This is a genomic window from Bifidobacterium sp. WK041_4_12 (genome assembly GCF_041080795.1).
Lineage (GTDB): Bacteria > Actinomycetota > Actinomycetes > Actinomycetales > Bifidobacteriaceae > Bombiscardovia > Bombiscardovia aquikefiricola.
Genome location: NZ_CP129674.1, coordinates 1,290,809 through 1,311,021, shown reverse-complemented (window position 1 = coordinate 1,311,021; position 20,213 = coordinate 1,290,809). Strand labels below are relative to the sequence as shown.

The following is a 20,213-nucleotide window of genomic DNA, read 5'->3' as shown; positions in this document are numbered from 1 at the left end:
CGGCAATTGCACAGTATAAACTACTGGAATCGTTGAATTAGTTACTGTCAGAAAGCCAAATTTGAGCATGTCTACATGGGAAAGGCCGCAAAACTCGTAATCTCGGTAGCGATAGGATGTTGATATGACAATTGGGAACAGAAATCTTCGTTTTGCGCTCGCTCAGATAGACACATGTGTCGGCGACCTGGATGGCAATGCTGAAAAGGTGCTCGACTACACCAGAAAAGCCGTTGCTCGAGAGGCGCAAGTTATTGTGTTCCCAGAGATGACATTGACCGGCTATCCGATTGAAGATCTTGCCTTCCGCGCAACGTTCAGAACTGCCGCATGGGACAAGGCGAACGCGCTCGCCTCGCAGTTGAAGCAGGAAGCTTGCGGCGATGCCTATGTGGTCGTCGGGACTGTAGGAACCGACAATGAACGAGGACTGCCACGCAATCGCATGGTCGTGCTGCACGATGGCATTGTCTGGGCTGGCTATGACAAGCATTTTTTGCCGAATTACGGTGTGTTCGACGAGTTCCGAATCTTCACCTCAGGACAGAAGTCCGTCGTTCTTGACATTGCGGGTTACCGGATAGGCCTTGCCATATGCGAGGACATATGGCAGGACGGCGGTCCAGTCGCTGAATTGGCACAACAAAACATCGATGTGCTACTCACCATCAACGGCTCTCCCTATGAATCAGGCAAGGGTCATACTCGTCACGAGCTAGGCGCTCGGCGAGCCAAGGAGCTGCACGCCCCAGTCATATACCTCAATCAGGTGGGTGGGCAGGACGATCTCGTATTTGACGGAGGCAGCTTCGTCATTGACGAGCATGGTGAATTGCTGGAGCGTTCCCCGCAGTTTGTCGAGCATCTCGGCTTCTGGGATTTGCATCACGAAGCGTCCAAGCCGAGCCCGTCTACCGAGCAGTCATCAACACAGCGCTCTTCAGCTCAGCAGCATTCGTCAACGATGAGTCCGGAACTTGCGACTGACGAAGAGATGTATCGAGCCTGCGTGCTGGGATTGCGCGACTATATGCGCAAGAATCATTTCACGGGCGCATGCCTGGGTCTTTCCGGAGGAATCGACTCGGCGCTGGTGGCGACCATGGCATCCGACGCGTGCGGCGGTGAGCATGTATGGGGCATTTCGATGCCAAGCGCATACTCTTCACAAGGCTCACGCGATGATGCAGCGCAGCTCGCCTCTAATCTGGGCATTCATTACCAGACCGAATCAATCGAACATGTTTTCGACTGCTATCAGCAGCAGCTGCATCTCGAAGGCATAGCCGCAGAGAATATTCAGGCGAGAATTCGCGGAGTGATCGTGATGGCCTACTCCAACAGCAAGGGACTGCTGGCTCTGGCCCCCGGCAACAAGTCAGAACTGGCGTGCGGGTATTCCACCATCTATGGCGACGCGGTCGGCGGTTTCGCTCCAATCAAGGACCTGCTCAAGACCAAGGTGTGGGATTTGGCACGCTGGCGCAACCGCGATGCCGAAGCACACGGTGCATTGGCACCGATACCAGTCAACTCCATCGACAAGGCTCCCAGCGCTGAGCTTCGCCCGGGACAGAAGGATTCAGATTCTCTGCCTGAATATGCCTTGCTCGATAAGGTTCTTGAAGCTTACATCGAACTCGCACACGGTAGGGCAGACCTCTTGGCAGACGGTTTTGATGAAGATACCGTCGATACCGTTATGCGGCTGGTCGACAGAGCGGAATGGAAACGGCGGCAGTATCCGCTTGGTCCGAAAGTGACCGCCTTGGCCTTTGGACGAGATCGGCGTCTACCTGTTACGAATGCATTCAGGGAATAGGCAAGGGCACGCCATCATTGACCATCATCGACAGTTATTGAAAACTCAGTTGCATTCAATACCATGTCATTCTATTCAATCAGCACGCAACTAAGGGAGGCTTGCAATGGCTGACGAACACAAGGACCAACTCTGGTATTTCAATACCGTGAAGCAGGAAGCGGAACAGGGCAGAATTTCCCCCGTGAGCGACAGAATGGGTCCATACCAGACACAAGAGGAAGCGATGAATGCCTGGAAGATCTTCAACGAACGAAACAAGCAGTGGGAAGATCAGGATCGTGAGTGGGGCATCAATGACTCTCACTGAAAGACTATGACGCATCGAAACCTGCACAATCGCATAGTTGCAGATGCGTTCAGACGAGCGGATCCAAAACCGAACACAGCGTGCAGGCATGGCGTGTCGCATAGCATAACTATCCGCTTGTGGCTCGGCGCTCAGTGAAATGTGACTCAAATCACAGAACTCTCGTAATGGTCGTTCAGCACCACAGACTAAGATTATGTACATCCGGCAGCGTGAAGATGCGTGTACCGAACCAATCACCCAAGGAGTGACCATGACAGCAGTTGAATCAACAGCCTTGTCACAGGAAGAGCTTCAAGCAAAGGCTTGGGACTCGTTCAAAGCAGGAAACTGGCAGAAGGACATTGAGGTCCGCGATTTCATTCAAAAGAACTACACCCCATACGATGGCGACGAGTCATTCCTGGCCCCCGCCACAGAGAAAACTAAATTCCTCTGGAACTATCTTGACGACAACATCCTTTCAGTAGAGCGCAAGCAGCGCGTCTATGACATTGAAACCCACATCCCATCAGATGTCGACGCATTCGCAGCAGGTTATATCGATGGCAAGAATGCTGCTGACACTCAAGACAATGTGATTGTCGGACTGCAGACCGACGAGCCTTGCAAGCGTGCGATGATGCCAAACGGCGGCTGGCGCATGGTCGAGCAGGCCATTCTTGAAGCGGGAAAGACGCCAGATCCTGAAATCAAGAAAATCTTCACCCGATATCGCAAGACGCACAACGATGGCGTTTTTGGCGTATATACTCGCCGCATCAAGGTTGCCCGTCACAATAAGATTCTGACCGGTCTGCCTGATGCATACGGCCGCGGACGCATCATCGGCGATTACCGACGCGTTGCGCTCTACGGCGTGAATGCGCTCCTCGCATTCAAGAAGCGTGACAAGGATTCGGTACCGTATCGCAATGATTTCACCGAACCGGAGATCGAGCACTGGATTCGTTTCCGTGAAGAACATGACGAGCAGATTAAGGCATTGAAGAAGCTCATCAGGCTTGGCAACGAATATGGTCTGGATTTGAGCCGTCCTGCGCAGACGGCCAAGGAAGCAGTGCAGTGGACCTACATGGGCTATCTTGCATCCGTCAAAAGTCAGGATGGTGCTGCGATGTCCATCGGCCGCATTTCCACATTCTTCGACATCTACTTCGAGCGCGATCTGAAGAACGGGGTCATCGACGAGACTGACGCGCAGGAGATCATCGACAACATTGTGATGAAGCTCCGCATCGTTCGATTCCTACGCACCAAGGACTACGACAATATCTTCTCTGGCGACCCATACTGGGCAACCTGGTCGGATGCCGGCTTTGGCGACGACGGTCGCTCGATGGTCACCAAGACATCCTTCCGTCTGCTCAACACCCTGACGCTTGAGCATCTTGGACCGGGACCAGAGCCGAACATCACCATTTTCTGGGATCCTAAGCTGCCAATAGGATACAAGCGCTTCTGCGCAAGAATCTCCATCGATACCTCAGCCATCCAGTACGAGTCCGACAAGGAGATTCGTGCTCACTGGGGTGATGACGCTGCAATCGCCTGCTGCGTCTCGCCAATGCGCGTTGGCAAGCAGATGCAGTTCTTCGCAGCCCGCGTCAACAGCGCCAAGGCTTTGCTCTATGCCATCAACGGCGGCAAGGACGAGATGACCGGCATGCAGGTCATCGATGAAGGCGTCATCGAACCCATCAAGCCGCAAGCCGATGGAACACTCGACTTCGAGCAGGTCAAGGCCAACTATGAGAAGGCACTTGAATGGCTGAGCGAAACCTATGTCGAAGCGTTGAACATCATTCATTACATGCACGACAAGTATGCGTATGAGTCCATCGAAATGGCGCTGCACGACAAGGAAGTCTACCGAACCTTGGGATGCGGCATGTCGGGTCTTTCCATCGCAGCAGATTCACTCTCTGCAATCAAGTATGCGAAGGTCTATCCAATCTACAACAGCGAAGACTCCAGCTACGAGCATGTGGACGGCGCAGCGGACGATCTGGTCGTCGGCTACAGGACTGAAGGAGAGTTCCCTGTCTACGGCAATGACGATGACCGTGCCGATGATCTCGCGAAGTGGGTCGTTTCGACCGTTATGGGCCAGGTCAAGCGTCTGCCCGTATACCGTGGAGCGGTACCGACCCAGTCCATTCTCACGATTACCTCCAATGTCGAATATGGCAAGAACACCGGTTCCTTCCCATCGGGACACAAGAAGGGCGAGCCATACGCTCCAGGGGCGAATCCAGAGAACGGCATGGATTCGCACGGCATGCTCCCATCGATGTTCTCGGTTGGCAAGATCAACTATGACGATGCTCTCGATGGCATCTCTCTGACCAACACCATCACACCCGATGGCCTTGGCCGTGACGAACAGGAGCGGATCGGCAATCTTGTCGGCATTCTCGATGCGGGCAATGGGCATGGTCTCTACCATGCCAACATCAACGTGCTACGCAAGGAGCAGCTTGAAGATGCAGTCGAGCACCCAGAGAAGTACCCGCATCTCACCGTTCGCGTTTCCGGATATGCGGTGAACTTCGTGAAACTCACGAAGGAGCAGCAGCTCGATGTCATTTCTCGAACCTTCCATCAGGGTTCGGTAACCGACTGAAGGCTTTCCAACAAGCTCACGGCGCAATCATTCGCTAGATGATAGTTTGGGGCGGGGCAATGAGTCCCGCCCCTTCGCTATTCAAGGAGGACAATGATGTCTCAGGCAACGGCGACTCGAGTGGCGCAGCCACAAACGAACGACACCGGGATTGCGACTCCTGGTGCGCAACGGCAGCAGGAAGGGCACATACCTGGTGGATTCCATGTAACCAGTCCACATATGCTCAAGGAATCGAAGACCTATCAAAGCCAGACACTTATGGGAGGGCTCTCCGGCTTTGCGTCACCGATTGGACTCGATAGACGAGATCGACTCAATGCCCTGCGCTCAGGAGACATTGGTTTCGTGCATTCCTGGGATATCAACACCTCCGTCGACGGGCCGGGGACACGCATGACGGTGTTCATGAGCGGATGCCCGCTCAGATGCCAGTATTGCCAGAATCCTGATACGTGGAAGATGCGCGACGGTCAGCCCGTGTATCTCCAGGCCATGATCGACAAAGTCGAGCGCTACAAGGATCTCTTCCAAGCAACAGGCGGAGGCATCACCTTCTCTGGAGGCGAATCGATGATGCAGCCGGCCTTCGTTTCACGCGTGTTCAGAGCGGCACAAGAGATGGGCGTGCACACATGCCTGGATACTTCAGGATTCCTGAACCGCAACTACACGGACGACATGATACGAGACATCGATCTGTGCCTGCTGGATGTGAAGTCGGGAAATGAGGAAACATACAAAAAAGTGACTGGGGGAGTGCTGCAACCCACCATTGACTTTGGCAAGCGTCTGTCACGTCTGGGCAGCAAGATATGGGTACGTTTCGTTCTCGTGCCAGAATTGACGGACTCCGTCGAAAATGTGGAAGGCGTCGCACGCATCTGCGAACAGTTCGGTGACGCGGTCGAACATATTGATGTGCTCGGCTTCCACCAACTTGGACGACCAAAATGGCATGAGCTGCGCATTCCCTATCCTCTGGAGCATGCCAAGGGGCCATCAAAGCAGTTGCGGGAACGTGTGCGCGAACAGTTCGAGTCACACGGTTTTACCGTCTATTAAACCCATCCTCCCCTTATGCAGGGCGATAATGAAGATTTAGATTTACTCTTCTTTGGTTTGGGTTACGTGAAGAATATGCACGAAGCACTCGCAATTCCTTGACCGATTCGAGTAGTCTAGGAGGCATGGCTGAGATCTACCAATTTCCACAGGAGCGTCAGGAATTTTCAAGCCATCGACAATGTTCCTCTGACGCCACTGCCAATCGCGAAGGTGACAATAAGCGATCCGCAGTCTTGCAACAGTTTGAGAAGGCTAATGTTCCTTCTGCTGTATGGCAAGCTGTCGAATCCATCCGAACCATGCCCAAAATTCCCGGAATGACGTATGCTGAGATGCCGACCCCATCATCGATTGCTGACTATGGCATCGGCATAGAGATCCAGTATCCGGTCATGTTGGACAAGCAGTGTCAAAAGACGCAGACCGAAGCATCCTTCTATGGATGGATCATTGTGCTCTTTGCTCACTCACCGGACGTCAACACGCATTCCCAATGGCAGTGCGTTGCCTATATGCGTGAACCGAAATTTGAAACCAACTTCGACGATTCCGAAACTCAGGCACTCCTCACCACCGTTCAGCAACGACTGCGCAATGCGGATGCCCGGCAGATCTCTGGAACGATATCCTCGACCGAGAACCATAGCTTCGGCATGGACGAGTCGAAAATACAGGACAGTTACGAGATTCGTGCTTCATGGACACCGCATTTCGGTGAACAGGACGGACAGACTGCCGCAGACTATGTGTATCTCTGGTCGCAGCTCATGCTCGATTTTGGTTTGGATCTGATGGATCAGTGCGAGAGCGATGCAGATTCGAGTCGGTGAGCTTGCGCATATCGATGCTCAACGCTGTTTCAGCGACGGCTGCGCGGATGACCGAGCATGCCACCGCGCTGCCCGCTGGTTCTCCGCACCCAGTAGTATGGGGAAGGACCACATACTGGCCACGTTGACAGAACGGGGAGTTGAACACAGTGTCAATCGAGCAGATGCCACGCTTATTGTCGGAACCACGCGCTGGAGTACCGGACGTCATCTCCACGCACGATGCATTTGAACGAATGTGTGAACGGTTTTCCACAGGCACCAGCTCCTTGGCCGCTGATGCTGAGCGCGCCTCGGGCTTTCGGTATGGGCATGAGGATTGGCTTGTTCAGTTCAAGCGTGATGGATGCGGAATAGCTTTGGTCGATCCCGTCGCACTTGCTCAAGAGGGTGACTTCTGGGGCGATTTCAATGATGCCGTCGGTGATGCGACGTGGATCATTCATGACTCATTGCAGGATCTGCCCGGATTCACGGAACTCGGCATGCAGCCTCAGCGACTCTTCGATTCAGAGATGGCAGCGAGAATGCTCGGACTGCACCATGTAGGACTTGCGGCGGTTACGGAGCATTATCTCGATCTGACTTTGGCCAAGGAGCATTCTGCCGCAGACTGGTCATATAGGCCGCTGCCGAGAGATTGGCGCAACTATGCGGCATTGGACGTTGAACTGCTCATACCTCTGGAACGCAAGATGCGTGACGATCTGAGCGGTCAGGGCAAGGCCGATTGGGCAGAGGAGGAGTTTGCATATCTGCTCAGAAAGGGTTCAAGGAATCGTCATGCCCATCCGCAGCCTTGGCGACGGGTTTCGCACATCACTTCATTGCACAATGATCGGTGGGGTCTGGCGATAGTGCGTGCACTGTGGACAGAGCGAGACCGCCTGGCACGGCTCTACGACATCGCCCCGTCACTGTTGCTTTCCGATGCTTCGATCATTGAAGCAGCTCGGCAGAAGCCGCGCAATGCCAAGGAGTTTCGGGCGATACGCTCGATCAATCAGCGCGTTCGCATGCATACCGGCGGCGAGCAGGACAAGATGTTCGAACGGTATGCTCCCATACAGCGCAACGTCAAGCCCTCGCATTGGAAAGACATCATTCAGCAGACCTTGGAGCTGCCGATCAGCGAACTTCCCGTTCCACCGGTGTCTCCCGTTGTCTCCGAGGAGAACAATGCACCCCATTCGATGAAGTTCTGGCGTGAGAGACATCCCCAGAGATATGACAGATTGATGGCTGGGAAATCCGCGATTTCACAGATTTCTCAGGACACGAAAACACCGATGGACGTGATTCTCAAACCACAGTATCTGAGAAATCTGTGTTGGACCGACGAACCCGAAAGCCGTGACGTGGCAGAGTTCCTTGCAAACCAAGGTGCACGCAACTGGCAGATTGACCTGGTTGACGAGTCCTTAAGTCGAGCTATCATGTAACGGTTGCCTACGGGCATAATAATGTACGTATGAATTGGAGCGCAGCGTGAAAATCAGTGTCAGGAACCTCGAGCCAACCAAGGTAAGGCTCACCGTCACCGTGGAAGCAGAGGAGCTGAATCCATATCTGGATGCCGCTCGAACAGAGATTGGCAAGCAGGTCAACATTCCTGGATTCCGCAAGGGGCATGTGCCAGGAAAGATCATCGATCAGCGTGTTGGGTTTGCATCCGTTGCAGGAGAAGCTGTCAACAACGGTGTTCCCGAGCTGTATTCGAAGGCTTTGAACGAAAAGAAGATCCACCCGATGGATCAGCCTAAGCTCGATGTCAAGGAAGTGCCACAGTCCGCAAGTGACAAGACCAAGCTGAAGTTCACCGCCGAGGTTGAGGTACGACCAAAGTTTGAACTCCCGGCCGTCGAGGGCATGACCATAGAAGTGGCAAAGCCAGTAGTGACCGACGAGGATGTTGACAAGCGCATTGAAGCGCTGCGTCAGCGTTTCGGCACTCTGGTCGGCGTTGATCGTCCTGCCAAGAAGGGCGACTATGCCAACATCGATCTCGATGCAAAGATTGACGGCAAGTCCGTCGATTCTCAGGAAGGCGTGAGCTACGAACTCGGCTCAGCCACCATGCTCGACGGCCTTGATGAGGCGTTGGACGGCCTTTCCGCAGGTGAGGAAACCACCTTTGAGGGCACGCTTGAAGCGGGAGAGCACCAGGGCGACAAGGCTCAGGTCAGCGTCAAGGTCAACTCGGTCAAGGCAGAGGAACTGCCTGACGTAGACGACGACTTTGCGCAAGAAGCATCTGAGTTCGATACGCTCGAGGAATTGAAGGCAGACGTTCGCAAGCAAAGCGAAATGGATGCCGAGGGTCGTCAGGCTACCGAAGCTCGCGACGCATTCATTGCGAAGCTGGAAGAAGGACTTGAACTCCCGATTCCTGCCGGTGTCAAGGCCAACATGGTCGAAGAGCGTCTGAAGAACGCTCAGACCCAGGGCAATGCCGCCAAGGATGCGGCACCTACCGATGACGAGAAGAAGGAAGCCGAAGAGGCTGTCGAGAAGGAGCTGCGTGATCAGATGGTGCTCGATGCACTTGCTGAGCAGCTCGACGTGAAGGTTTCTCAAACCGACGTGACGAACTTCCTCTCATCCATTGCCCAGCAGTATGGCATGGACCCCAACAACTTCATCAATGCCATCGTCAACAATGGGCAGCTTGGTTCTGCCGTCCAGGAAGTCGGACGTTCAAAGGGTCTGCTCGCAGGAATGCGTGCCGTGACGTTCAAGGATACCGATGGCAATGTTCTCGATTTGAGCAAGTTCCTCGGTGACGAAGCTCAGGAAGAAGAGAACGAAAGCGTGGAGGCGGCTTCCGCTGCAGCTGCCGTGGCCGATCAGGTAGCTGGCAAGGCTGACAAGTCATCAGACACCGAAGCATCGGCTGAGTGACACGCCGACGCTGAAGCGCTGAACGAGCTAGCTTCGCTCCGAACATCTGCCGCAAGACACGATGTTCGGAGCTTTTTTATAAGTCTTTTCGCCCAAAGTGGCGTCTGAGCCTCAGTTGGTCTCATGGCTGAACTCACATAGCCCATAGCTCAAACGGGAATGAACGTACCTTGATGGCTGTAGGCTCATACAGGTAATCAAATGTAAGGAGATACGGTGAGCAACACCCTTGCGAGTCCGCCGGTTATGGCGGAAGGAGAAGTTCCTACCGCAACAAATCCAATTTTCAACCGCCTGTTGAAGGATCGCATCATCTGGCTGGGTGATGAGGTCAAGGATGATAACGCCAACATCATCTGTGCTCAGATGCTCATGTTGGCAGCTGAAGATCCTTCAAGGGATATTTGGCTGTACATCAATTCACCTGGCGGTTCCATAACGGCTGGCATGGCGATTTATGACACCATGCAGCTCATTGAGCCTGATGTCGCAACGGTTGCTGTTGGCATGGCCGCTTCGATGGGCCAGTTCCTGCTGTCGAGCGGAACCAAAGGCAAGCGATTCATCACATCGCATGCTCGAGTGCTGATGCATCAGCCCTCTGGTGGCATTGGAGGCACGACAACCGATGTGCGCATCAATGCAGAGCTCATCATGGATATGAAGAAGACCCTGTCTCAGCTGACCGCAGAGCAGACGGGTCATACTCTCGATGAGATTTACAAGGACAATGAGTACGATCATTGGTTTACAGCCGAACAGGCCTTGGCATATGGGTTCATCGACAAGATCGTAACCACGCCAGGCACGATGAACGCGCAGAAAGGAGAGTGACGATGGTATCGGAAGAAGCACGCTTTATCGCACGCGCTGATCGATTGGCCGGAGCTCGCGGCGTTGCAGGATTCATGCCGCAAAATCGTTACATCCTGCCACAGTTCGAAGAGAAGACGCCATACGGCTTCAAGCGTCAGGATCCGTATACGCGCCTGTTTGATGACCGTATCATCTTCATGGGCGTTCAGGTTGACGATACGTCAGCGGATGACATCATGGCTCAGCTGCTTGTTCTGGAGAGTCAGGATCCGAATCGCGACGTGATGATCTATATCAATTCGCCTGGCGGTTCCATGACTGCCATGACAGCGATCTATGACACCATGCAATACATCAAGCCTGACGTGCAGACCGTCTGCCTGGGTCAGGCAGCCTCGGCTGCCGCCATCCTGCTCGCATCGGGAGCCAAGGGAAAGCGTCTGATTCTGCCCAACGCGCGAGTCCTGATTCACCAGCCTGCCATGCAGCAGGACTTCGGCAAGGCTACCGAGATTGAGATTCATGCACGTGAGATGCTGCGCATGCGTGAATGGCTTGAAAATACGCTTGCCAAGCATACCGGTCAAGATGTCGAAAAGATTCGCAAGGATATAGAAGTCGATACGATTCTGACGGCGGATCAGGCCAAGGATTATGGCATCGTGGATTCGGTTCTGATAAACCGTTCCGACAAGCAATAATCGCTGCCAGCAGCGTGACTCAATTGCTCTGATTCATGTGTGACATTAACTTGTGGTGCGTCGCTTCTGCGGCGCACCACAAGCGTATATTTGGGCCTGCGAACACTATGCGTACCCAAACGGATATCATTGGTGAAGACAGCGTTCAATCCTCACCAGTCACAGCCACCATAGGTATAGTTATGCACGGTATGAAGCACGGTGAGGGAGGCTTGGATGGGGCGCGTAGTCAGCTATAACGAGGACATTCCACGCTGTGAGTTCTGCGGCAAAACAGAGCGCCAGGTTCATAAGCTCGTCACCGGTCCAAATTCGGCCATCTGTGATGAATGCATTCGTCTATGCATGGATATCATCTCCGATGAACGCGAGCATGACGCAGAGGCCAATGCACTGCAACTGCCTCTGCCGAGCACCATCTTCTCATTTCTCGACAGGTATGTGATTGGTCAGGAAGAAGCCAAGCGATCACTGTCCGTGGCCGTGTATAACCATTACAAGCGTGTCAATATGGAATTGCAGTCAGAGGCTCGGCACTGGCCATCCTCCGAAGACAGCAAGACTCGCGGTTCTGGTGTGGATCAGACGCATCGAGATGGGCATTCCCGTTCACACGGAACCCGTCCGAACGCTAAGGCATCGGCAGCTGCATTGTCAGCGAACGCTCGCGAAGACATTGAGCGTTCGCTCGCTGATGTTGAAGTTGCAAAGTCGAACATCCTGCTGCTCGGACCAACAGGTGTTGGCAAGACCTATCTGGCTCAGATACTGGCAAAGGCAATGAATGTGCCGTTCATCATCACCGATGCCACCACATTGACTGAGGCGGGCTATGTCGGGGATGATGTTGAAACGGTGCTCCAGCGCCTGCTTCAGGCAGCGGATGGTGATGTCGAACGTGCGCAGCATGGCATCATCTATATTGACGAAATTGACAAGATAGCACGTAAATCCGGCGAGAACACCTCGATCACCCGCGATGTCAGCGGTGAGGGCGTGCAGCAGGCCTTGCTGAAGATTCTCGAAGGAACCATTGCGAGCGTACCTCTGGAAGGGACACGCAAGCATCGCGATCAGGAAGTCGAACAGATCGATACCCGTGGAATTCTCTTCATCTGTGGCGGTGCATTCGTCGGACTCGATGATGTGATTCGCACGCGTCTCGGTGGCCGCGAAAGCGGTTTTGGGACGACATGGCATACCCATGAGGCAACGACCCAGGAACTGCTCAAGCAGGTCAGCGCTGATGATCTGGCCGAATTCGGTCTGTTGCCGGAATTCATTGGCAGGTTGCCGATTATCAGTGTGCTGCGTGACTTGACTCAGCAGGATCTGCAGTCAATTCTCACCGAACCATCGAATGCTCTGATCAAGCAATATCGTCGCCTGTTCGCTGCCGATGGTGTGGATCTGCAATTCACCGATGATGCCATAGCACAGATCGCGCAGACAGCCATGGACCGCAAGGTGGGTGCCAGAGGACTTCGATCCATTATTGAGAAAACATTGGAAGAAACCATGTTCGAGATTCCCGAACGGGATGATGTCGACGCTGTGATTGTCGATGCCGCAACGGTTATGGGATTGTCGAAACCCCGCTATATTCAATCGAAGAACGGTAACCAGACACGTCGCAAGACGGCCTGACCTGCATAAGGCTTGGAGAATTGCTGTTGCATAATGAGGCGTTGAGCATTCGAACCATCACATCCACCGATAATGAAGCCATGAAGACCATCATTCAGCAGGGACTTGCCCGCTTCGGCCTGGATATTCCAGGCACGGCATATTATGACCCACAGCTCAATGCATTAAGTGATTTCTATGACGCTTCCACGTCTGAACTGGGTCGTGGATATTTCGTCGTCACCGACGGTGACAATCATGTGCTTGGGGGAGCGGGATATGCACATTTTTCCGGTCTTGGACCAGAGGTCGCCGAGCTGCAGAAGCTGTATATCTCACCGCAGGGTCAAGGCAGTGGCGCAAGCTATCATCTGATCCACCAGATAGAAAAGTCAGCACGCGCCGATGGCTACCGCCAGCTGTATCTGGAAACGCACCACGCACTCGTTGCAGCGATGCATGTGTATGAGCGCTGCGGTTTCACGCTGCTGAAACGACCGCTTGTCAGGGCTGATCATGCAGCGATGGATAGGTTCTATATCAAAACGCTGTAGCTCCTCGAGCATGAACATCCCTCTTCCCATAGTCGCTACTCTATGTGACAATAGTAATTATTCTCATTAAGAGATTGCGCCTATCAGGCGAAATAATAGAAAGTTGGGGAAATCATGCAGTTCAAACATGCCAGCAAGGCAATTGTGGCATCGATTCTTACCGGAGTCATGGCATTGGCTGCCGCGGGGTGCGGTACGTCATCTGCAAGCAGCAGCGATGGGAAGATTGACGTTCTTGCCGCTGAGAATGAATATGGCGATGTTGCCAAGTCCATTGGTGGCTCACATGTGAATGTGACATCGATCATCAGCAATCCGAATGCGGATCCTCATGATTTTGAGGCAAGCCCGTCAGATGTGAAGCTTATCGCACAGGCCAAGATCGTGGTTCAAAATGGCGTTGGCTATGACGATTGGCTGGACAAGATGCTCAAGGCTCATACAAGTTCAGACCGTACGGTCATCAATGCGCAGGAAGTTCTCGGACTGCCCGACAGCACCAAGAACCCACACCTATGGTATGAGCCAAAGACCATGCCAGCCGTCGCCTCAAAGATCGCTTCGAAACTTGAATCCATTGATCCAAGCCATACCAGTGACTACAAGAAGAACCTGAAGAGTTTCAACACTTCGATGGATTCGTACACCGATGCATTGTCGCACTTCCAGACCTCGTATCCCAATGTTGCGGTTGCTGCAACCGAACCGGTTGCGAACTATATGCTTGACGCTGCGAAGGTCAACATCAAGACACCTTGGACACTTCAAGCCGCCATCATGAACGATCAGGATCCTTCGGCACAGGATTCAGCGACACAGATGGGACTCTTCTCCAACAAATCCGTTCAGGCATTCGTATACAACCAGCAGGTCACTTCCGATCTGACGGCCAAGTACAAGGCTGAAGCAAAGAAGAACGACATTCCAATCGTTGGCGTCTACGAAACAATGCCAAAGAACTATCACTATGTACAATGGATGACAGCTGAACTTGCCGCACTGGAAAAGGCAATTTCGCAGAAGCAATCTACTGAAAGCCTATGATGTCACCATCAATGTTATTGAAGAATTCGAATGCACGTGACGCATCGATGCAAGCCACGGCATCATCGCTTGCGCGCACATCCCACATGCACGAGGACAGTCTGCTGAGCGTACAGGATGTCCACGTGGAGCTGGGCGGCAATGAAATTCTCAAAGGCATTGATTTGCGCGTTGATCCGGGCGAATTTCTGGGTCTGATTGGATCAAATGGAGCTGGAAAGACGACACTGCTGAGAACAATTCTCGGAGATGTCGAACCCTCTCGTGGATATGTTTCCATCGAAGGTAGAAGGCATGCAAAGGCCGGCATGATTGGCTATGTACCACAGAAAATCCAATTGGACCCAGATCTGCCCATCCGAGCCAAGGACCTGGTTGCTCTGGGTCTTGACGGTCAGCGTTTTGGAATCGGCATGAGGGGCGCACGATTCTGGAACCAGGTCGAGCATGCGATGACAGGCGTTGGAGCGTGGCAGTTCGCAGATCGGCCTGTTGGACGTCTCTCTGGCGGTCAGCAGCAGCGTGTACTGATTGCAGCTGCACTTGTTGCCAGTCCGAAACTCATGCTGCTTGACGAGCCCCTCGCCAACCTTGATCCTGCGAATGCCGACGATATCGTCAAACTACTCAACGACATTCGCAAGAACGAGGGCATCAGCATCATTCTTTCTGCGCATGACATCAATCCATTGATTGATTCCCTTGATAAAGTGGTCTATCTGGCCAGTGGCAATGCCGTGGTCGGAACAACCGATGAAGTGATTACGACTGAGGTACTGAGCGCCCTGTATCGACACCCCATTGAGGTATTGCATGCTGGCGGCCGAGTCATGGTCATGGCAGGGGAGACGAGTCACGCGCATGTCAATGATGTCGATCCGTTCGCAGCGAAGCCAGTGGAAGATTAGACGGATGTCTGGAAGGCAAGGGGAGCGTTCTAAATTGCCGCAAGATGTCACCGCGTTTGACTGCAGGCTTGCGCAAGGGAAATAAGGATTGCAATGAAGCTATTGATGGAACTCTGGCAGGTCCAGGAAATGCGGACCGCCTTGTTGGTCGGATCGGCGGTTGCCATAGCAACGGCATGCATCGGGGTGTTTACTGTGCTGCGAGGGCAATCATTCGCCGGCCATTCGCTGACCGACCTTGCGTCGGTTGGAGGATCTGCCGCCTACCTTCTCGGTGTCAATCAGCTGTGGGGATTCCTAGCTGCCAGCGTTTTGGCTGGACTGGGCATGCACGCCATCGGTATCGAACGCATTCGTGGCCGTGATGTGGCTACCGGCATCGTGCTTGCGACCGGAATGGGTTTCACTTCGCTGTTCATCACCCTTTCCATGACAGGCAAATCCGGGGGAAGTGCCGCAGTTGCCGTACTCTTCGGTTCGCTGTTCGCCATCAATCCGCAGACTGTTCCACTGATTTGTCTGCTTGCCATCTGCAGCATCATAGCCATGGCAGTGCTTTGGCGTCCGGCATTGTTCGTTACCGTGTCACCTGAGCTTGCCCATGCCAATGGTGTACGAACCGGCATCATCAATGCCGCATTCATGTGTGTTCTTGGCATTGGTGTAGCGCTGGGTTCAATTTCCGTTGGAGCCATTCTCTCGACTGCGCTGTTGATCGGTCCCGCTTCATGCGGTCTCCTTCTCGCCAGCCGCATGCGTGATGCAATCCTTTCCGCAGGCATCATCGGTGTGATCAGCATCTGGATTGGCGTCATTGTGTCATACGAAAGCTACCATTGGACCGGTGGAAAATCATGGTCGGTGAGTTTTTGCATCGTTGCCATAATCCTGTTCATCTATCTGCTGTGCAGAATCCTGAGGTCTCTTGGTGTGATCAATGCGGTTGCACGCAGAAGGGCGGCGGTCGCTCATGTTTGAGGCCTATGTGATGAACACCTGGTATGCCAGCACCATCGTGGCCCTGAGCGCTGGAATCATAGGCGTTTTTGTAGTGCTTCGCGGAGATTCATTTCTGGCTCACGCCATTCCTCATGGGTCTTTTGCAGGCGCAGCAATAGCCGTGACCGTCGGATTAAGCCCCGTGACTGGCATGGGAATTGCGGCGCTGGTTTCTGCATTGGCCATGCACCTTCTTGGCAAGAAGGGACGGCGCGATGCCGTGATCGCATTGCTGCTCGTTTTTCTGCTCGCTGGCGGTGCATTTATGCTCAGTCTGAGCGGAGATTACAGCAACGAAGTCTATGCCCTGCTCTTTGGACAGGTGCTTGCGGTGACCGATGGAGATTTGCTCACCATGTCCATTCTTGCTGTCATCGCAGTCGGATTGGTACTCTGCATGGTTCGGCCACTCTTGGCATCGTCCATCATGCCTGAACAGGCGAGCGTGCGCGGTGTGAACAATAATCTTGTCGCTCTGCTCTTCACCATCGTGATTGCTTGCGTTACCACGGCAAGCGTGCCGATTGTCGGAGCGATGCTGCTGTTCAGCCTGCTCATCGCTCCACCTGCTGCCGCCTGCGCCTTGGCACATGATCCGATTCACGCCATCATGCTCTCATCTCTGTTCGCTCTGTTCTGCATGTGGCTTTCCGTAGCCCTGTCAATCATGACAGATCTGCCGGTCGGTTTCTTCGTCGCTACATCAAGTGCATGCATCTATGCGATTGCCAAGGTCATTGCTCATATGTGGAAGCACTAGACACCATTCACATGGCTGCTTCGTCAAGGGTGAGCAAGTCGTCATCGGCATCGTAATCGAACAATTCACCGTAGCGCCCCCATTCAATGGCGATATGGAATTGCTTTCTTGCAACATCTTCCGGCTCTTTGCTATGGAGCAGGTCAACGATCAGGTCACCGTGCAGTCTTCCGTTTTTGGATTGGCGTAGCGCCCTGTCAATGGCTCGGACCAGCGGCACATGGCTCATGGCGATGTCGGCGAACACGACCTTGCTGTTCAAAATGTCTGCATCATTCCAACGATGCCCGGTTTCAGTCACCGTAACATGGCCTTCGCTGACATCAAGCATGCCCAGTAACGTGCCTGCATCGAGGAGCGGGAAGAGGTCGTCAACCTCGAATGAGAGTGCCGATGCCAGGTCCGCAAGATCGATGCCGTCAGCATAGCTGGCAACGATTTCAAGAAGGCCTGCAAGACCGCCAGGCGTCGCGTCTGGGAGCATGCGATTGGTTGGCGATTCGGCAGCCATCTTCTTGACGCCAGACAAGGAATTCGGTGTGCGCGTTGACTTGATCGAGCTTTCGCTGACCTTACCAGTCAAAATCGAATACAGCTTGTCAACCATGTCTTCGAATTCTGGCGCATGCTTGTCCCTCGGTCGAGCAATGTCGACGTCCACCGTGGCAATGATATGCCCTGGGTGCGAACCCAGAACCACTACTCGATCAGCCATCTGCACGGCTTCCTCGATGTTGTGCGTCACGATCAGAATGGATCGCAGCTTGCTTTCACCATTCGACCATAGATTCAGCACTTCCTGACGAAGATTTTCAGCGGTCAGGACATCCAGTGCCGAGAACGGCTCATCCATGAACAGCGCGTCTGGCTGGAGCACCAATGCGCGTGCGATGCCGACGCGTTGGCGCATGCCGCCGGACAGTTCCTTTGGATATGCTGTTTCGAAGCCGTCGAGACCAATCGAATCAATGGATTGCAGTGCTGCTTGCTCACGTTCCTTTCGGCCGATGCCTCGAGCCTGCAAGCCCAGTTCGACGTTCGACTCGACGGTCAGCCATGGCATGAGGGCAAAGGTCTGGAAGACCATGGCCACCCCGGGATTCGGTCCGTGCAGTTCGGTGCCTCGATAGCTGACACTGCCGCTGGTGGGAGGCACCAGACCGGCAAGGGTGCGAAGGAAGGTTGATTTTCCCGCTCCTGAACGGCCGAGAATGGCTACGATCTCCCCTTCCTGCAAGGTGAAGGACATGTCCTTCAATATGGAGAGTTCTTCGCCTTTGTCGCTCATGAACGTCGTGTTGATGTGAGAGGCCTGAATCATGTTCATGACTGCTCCTTTATCTGTTAGTCACATGCTGTGATGATGTTCGGTGATGTCGTCGTCCGGATCGTTGATCGAGAGCTGGCCTGGTCAGGGTGTCAGCGAGAATCGCTGTTCTGCGAGCTTCTCCAAGGGATGCCAGAATATGCGATTGACGATCACCACGAAGAGCGACATGATCGTCACTCCCAGCAGCGTCTTCGACATATTTCCCGATGCCGTGGATGCGGCGATGTATGACCCCAGACCTGTGGCAGTCAAGGTTGCATGGCCATAGGCGACCGTTTCGGAGACAATCGAAGCATTCCACGCTCCGCCAGCAGCAGTGATGCCGCCCGTGCACCATGAGCCAAACACTGCGGGAAGAATGAGTTTGCTCCACCGCTGCCATCTGGTAAGTCTGAAGCTACGGGTCATCTCCTGCAAATCGTCAGGGATCGAACTCGCACCGGCGATGACGTTGAAGAGAATGTACCACTGTGTTCCCAACGACATCAGCAGCATCGTGCCCCAGTTGATGTCTATGTGCCAGGCGATGAACCACAACGTCACCAAGGGAAAGGTGAAGTTCGCAGGAAAGCTCGAAAGCACCTGGATCAGCGGTTGGAAGATGCGGGACAAGCGTGGGTTCATGCCAATGCTTGCGCCAATGGGAACCCAGATAATGGAGCAGACGAGAGTGAGCAGCATGACACGAAGGAAGGTCAGCAGCCCCAGACCGAAAACATGCCATATCTCATCGATGCCAGTGCCACGCCTGATGAATTCAATCCACGCAAGAATGCCTATCGAGATCGCGATGACGATAACCGTGCCGAATGCCATGTCACCGATGCGCGAACGGGTCGAACGAACATGCCAACGTGAGCCTGTACGTCCCAACGGCCGTGTCACCATGTCCAAGCCTTCGCCAATCGGACGGCAGAGCCAGGCGAGCACATCGTTGAGATGCGACTGGCGAATGATGGTAAGCACCATGCTGCGCCGTTGGACAATCGATGCACTTGATGTGATGCGGAACTTTTCGGCCCATGCGGTCAATGGCTTCCATAGACAGAAATCAATGAGTACCACCACGATGACCATGGTCAGAATTGCCCATCCGATATTGCCCAGCTCACGATGACGTGATGCCTCTGCGACATAGCTGCCAATGCCGGGAAGTGCGTAGGTGTGGTTGTTGACCGAGATCATTTCCGACGCTGTCAGGAAGAACCAGCCGCCACCGACGCTCATCATGCAATTCCAGAGCAGGGGAATCATAGCGTTCGGCATGTCAAGATTCCAGAATCGTTGCCAATGGCTAAGCCTGAGAATTTTCGCGGCCTCGTCAAGTTCGGTTGGTTCGCTGAGCAGAGAGCGGTGGAATGAGAAGGTCATGTTCCATGCCTGGCTTGTGAATATAGCAAAGATGGAAGCTGCCTCGACACCAAGAATCGAGCCAGGGAAGAGCACCAGCCATAGCGAAATGGTTGCCGAGAGGAATCCAAGAATCGGCACGGACTGAAGAATGTCAAGCAAGGGAATGAGTATGGCACCCAGCCTTCTGCTTCTCGCTGCCGCCAAGCCGTAGACCACGGTGAACAGCAACGAGCAGGCAAGCGCTATGAACATGCGCAATACCGAACGCATCGCATAATAGGGCAGATTGCTCGGGTCCGTAGAAATTGTCGACGGCAAGCCCTGCGGTCCGACTGCCCTGTTTATATCGGGAAGCATGACGGCGATGCCACCTATCAAGGCAAGAATGCCAATGATGACGACGATATCGGAGAGCAATGAATGCCTGGCTCTTGTTGTTCCTTCGGCAGTGCTTCCTGCTATGCCGTTGTTCATGGTCAGAGTAAAGACCGAAGCCATGGGGAACCTCTTTTCGACGGTTGCTCACCCACACTGAAACCTTCTGCGGCTTGAAGGACGAAACAGG

The 20,213-nt window shown here is 53.7% G+C and carries 17 protein-coding genes; 15 read left to right on the top strand and 2 right to left on the bottom strand.

All coding sequences use genetic code 11. From position 1 onward, the window contains the following. Window positions 1-124: 124 nt before the first annotated feature. The 15 genes from QN215_RS05660 to QN215_RS05590 all read left to right on the top strand — a co-directional run bounded on the left by QN215_RS05660 (window position 125) and on the right by QN215_RS05590 (window position 16,965). The gene (locus QN215_RS05660) at window positions 125-1,822 is read left to right on the top strand and encodes an NAD+ synthase (protein ID WP_369343381.1); all 1,698 of its coding nucleotides are present in this window, start codon (window positions 125-127) and stop codon (window positions 1,820-1,822) included. Between the two features lie 106 nt (window positions 1,823-1,928). Next, a complete protein-coding gene (locus tag QN215_RS05655) occupies window positions 1,929-2,132 on the top strand; it encodes a hypothetical protein (RefSeq protein WP_369343380.1) in 204 nt (67 codons plus the stop codon). A gap of 253 nt (window positions 2,133-2,385) precedes the next feature. Beyond that, a complete protein-coding gene (pflB, locus tag QN215_RS05650; protein ID WP_369343379.1) occupies window positions 2,386-4,758 on the top strand; it encodes a formate C-acetyltransferase in 2,373 nt (790 codons plus the stop codon). Window positions 4,759-4,980: 222 nt separating this feature from the next. Continuing rightward, complete coding sequence (gene pflA / locus QN215_RS05645; protein WP_369345082.1) at window positions 4,981-5,823, top strand: pyruvate formate-lyase-activating protein; 843 nt, start codon at window positions 4,981-4,983, stop codon at window positions 5,821-5,823. A 125-nt stretch (window positions 5,824-5,948) separates the two neighbouring features. Continuing rightward, window positions 5,949-6,656: a DUF3000 family protein gene (locus QN215_RS05640; RefSeq protein WP_369343378.1), complete on the top strand. Its 708-nt coding sequence runs from the start codon at window positions 5,949-5,951 to the stop codon at window positions 6,654-6,656. Window positions 6,657-6,820: 164 nt separating this feature from the next. Then, window positions 6,821-8,098 (top strand): HRDC domain-containing protein, encoded by a 1,278-nt coding sequence (locus QN215_RS05635; protein ID WP_369345081.1) that lies wholly within the window; start codon window positions 6,821-6,823, stop codon window positions 8,096-8,098. Between the two features lie 46 nt (window positions 8,099-8,144). Further along, window positions 8,145-9,557, top strand: a complete 1,413-nt coding sequence (gene tig, locus QN215_RS05630; RefSeq protein WP_369343377.1) for a trigger factor — start codon at window positions 8,145-8,147, stop codon at window positions 9,555-9,557. 216 nt (window positions 9,558-9,773) lie between these two features. Further along, window positions 9,774-10,391, top strand: a complete 618-nt coding sequence (locus QN215_RS05625) for an ATP-dependent Clp protease proteolytic subunit (RefSeq protein ID WP_369343376.1) — start codon at window positions 9,774-9,776, stop codon at window positions 10,389-10,391. Between the two features lie 2 nt (window positions 10,392-10,393). After that, window positions 10,394-11,074, top strand: a complete 681-nt coding sequence (locus QN215_RS05620) for an ATP-dependent Clp protease proteolytic subunit (protein WP_369343375.1) — start codon at window positions 10,394-10,396, stop codon at window positions 11,072-11,074. 216 nt (window positions 11,075-11,290) lie between these two features. Next, a complete protein-coding gene (gene clpX / locus QN215_RS05615; protein WP_369343374.1) occupies window positions 11,291-12,721 on the top strand; it encodes an ATP-dependent Clp protease ATP-binding subunit ClpX in 1,431 nt (476 codons plus the stop codon). 41 nt (window positions 12,722-12,762) lie between these two features. Further along, complete coding sequence (locus tag QN215_RS05610; protein WP_369343373.1) at window positions 12,763-13,254, top strand: GNAT family N-acetyltransferase; 492 nt, start codon at window positions 12,763-12,765, stop codon at window positions 13,252-13,254. Window positions 13,255-13,368: 114 nt separating this feature from the next. Next, window positions 13,369-14,298 carry a metal ABC transporter solute-binding protein, Zn/Mn family gene (locus QN215_RS05605; protein WP_369343372.1) on the top strand — a complete coding sequence of 310 codons (930 nt, stop codon included), beginning with the start codon at window positions 13,369-13,371 and terminating at the stop codon, window positions 14,296-14,298. Between the two features lie 11 nt (window positions 14,299-14,309). Next, window positions 14,310-15,206 (top strand): metal ABC transporter ATP-binding protein, encoded by an 897-nt coding sequence (locus tag QN215_RS05600; RefSeq protein WP_369343371.1) that lies wholly within the window; start codon window positions 14,310-14,312, stop codon window positions 15,204-15,206. Window positions 15,207-15,311: 105 nt separating this feature from the next. After that, window positions 15,312-16,184 (top strand): metal ABC transporter permease, encoded by an 873-nt coding sequence (locus QN215_RS05595; RefSeq protein ID WP_369343370.1) that lies wholly within the window; start codon window positions 15,312-15,314, stop codon window positions 16,182-16,184. After that, window positions 16,177-16,965, top strand: coding sequence for a metal ABC transporter permease (locus tag QN215_RS05590; protein WP_369343369.1), 789 nt, complete (start codon window positions 16,177-16,179; stop codon window positions 16,963-16,965). Before QN215_RS05595 ends, QN215_RS05590 begins: the two co-directional genes overlap by 8 nt. Before the next feature lie 7 nt (window positions 16,966-16,972). Here QN215_RS05590 and QN215_RS05585 read toward each other — a convergent pair whose 3' ends face one another. Beyond that, on the bottom strand, window positions 16,973-18,292 hold the full coding sequence (locus QN215_RS05585) for a nitrate/sulfonate/bicarbonate ABC transporter ATP-binding protein (RefSeq protein WP_369343368.1): 1,320 nt from the start codon (window positions 18,290-18,292) through the stop codon (window positions 16,973-16,975). A gap of 84 nt (window positions 18,293-18,376) precedes the next feature. Beyond that, window positions 18,377-20,122, bottom strand: a complete 1,746-nt coding sequence (locus QN215_RS05580) for an ABC transporter permease (RefSeq protein WP_369345080.1) — start codon at window positions 20,120-20,122, stop codon at window positions 18,377-18,379. Between the last annotated feature and the right edge of the window lie 91 nt (window positions 20,123-20,213).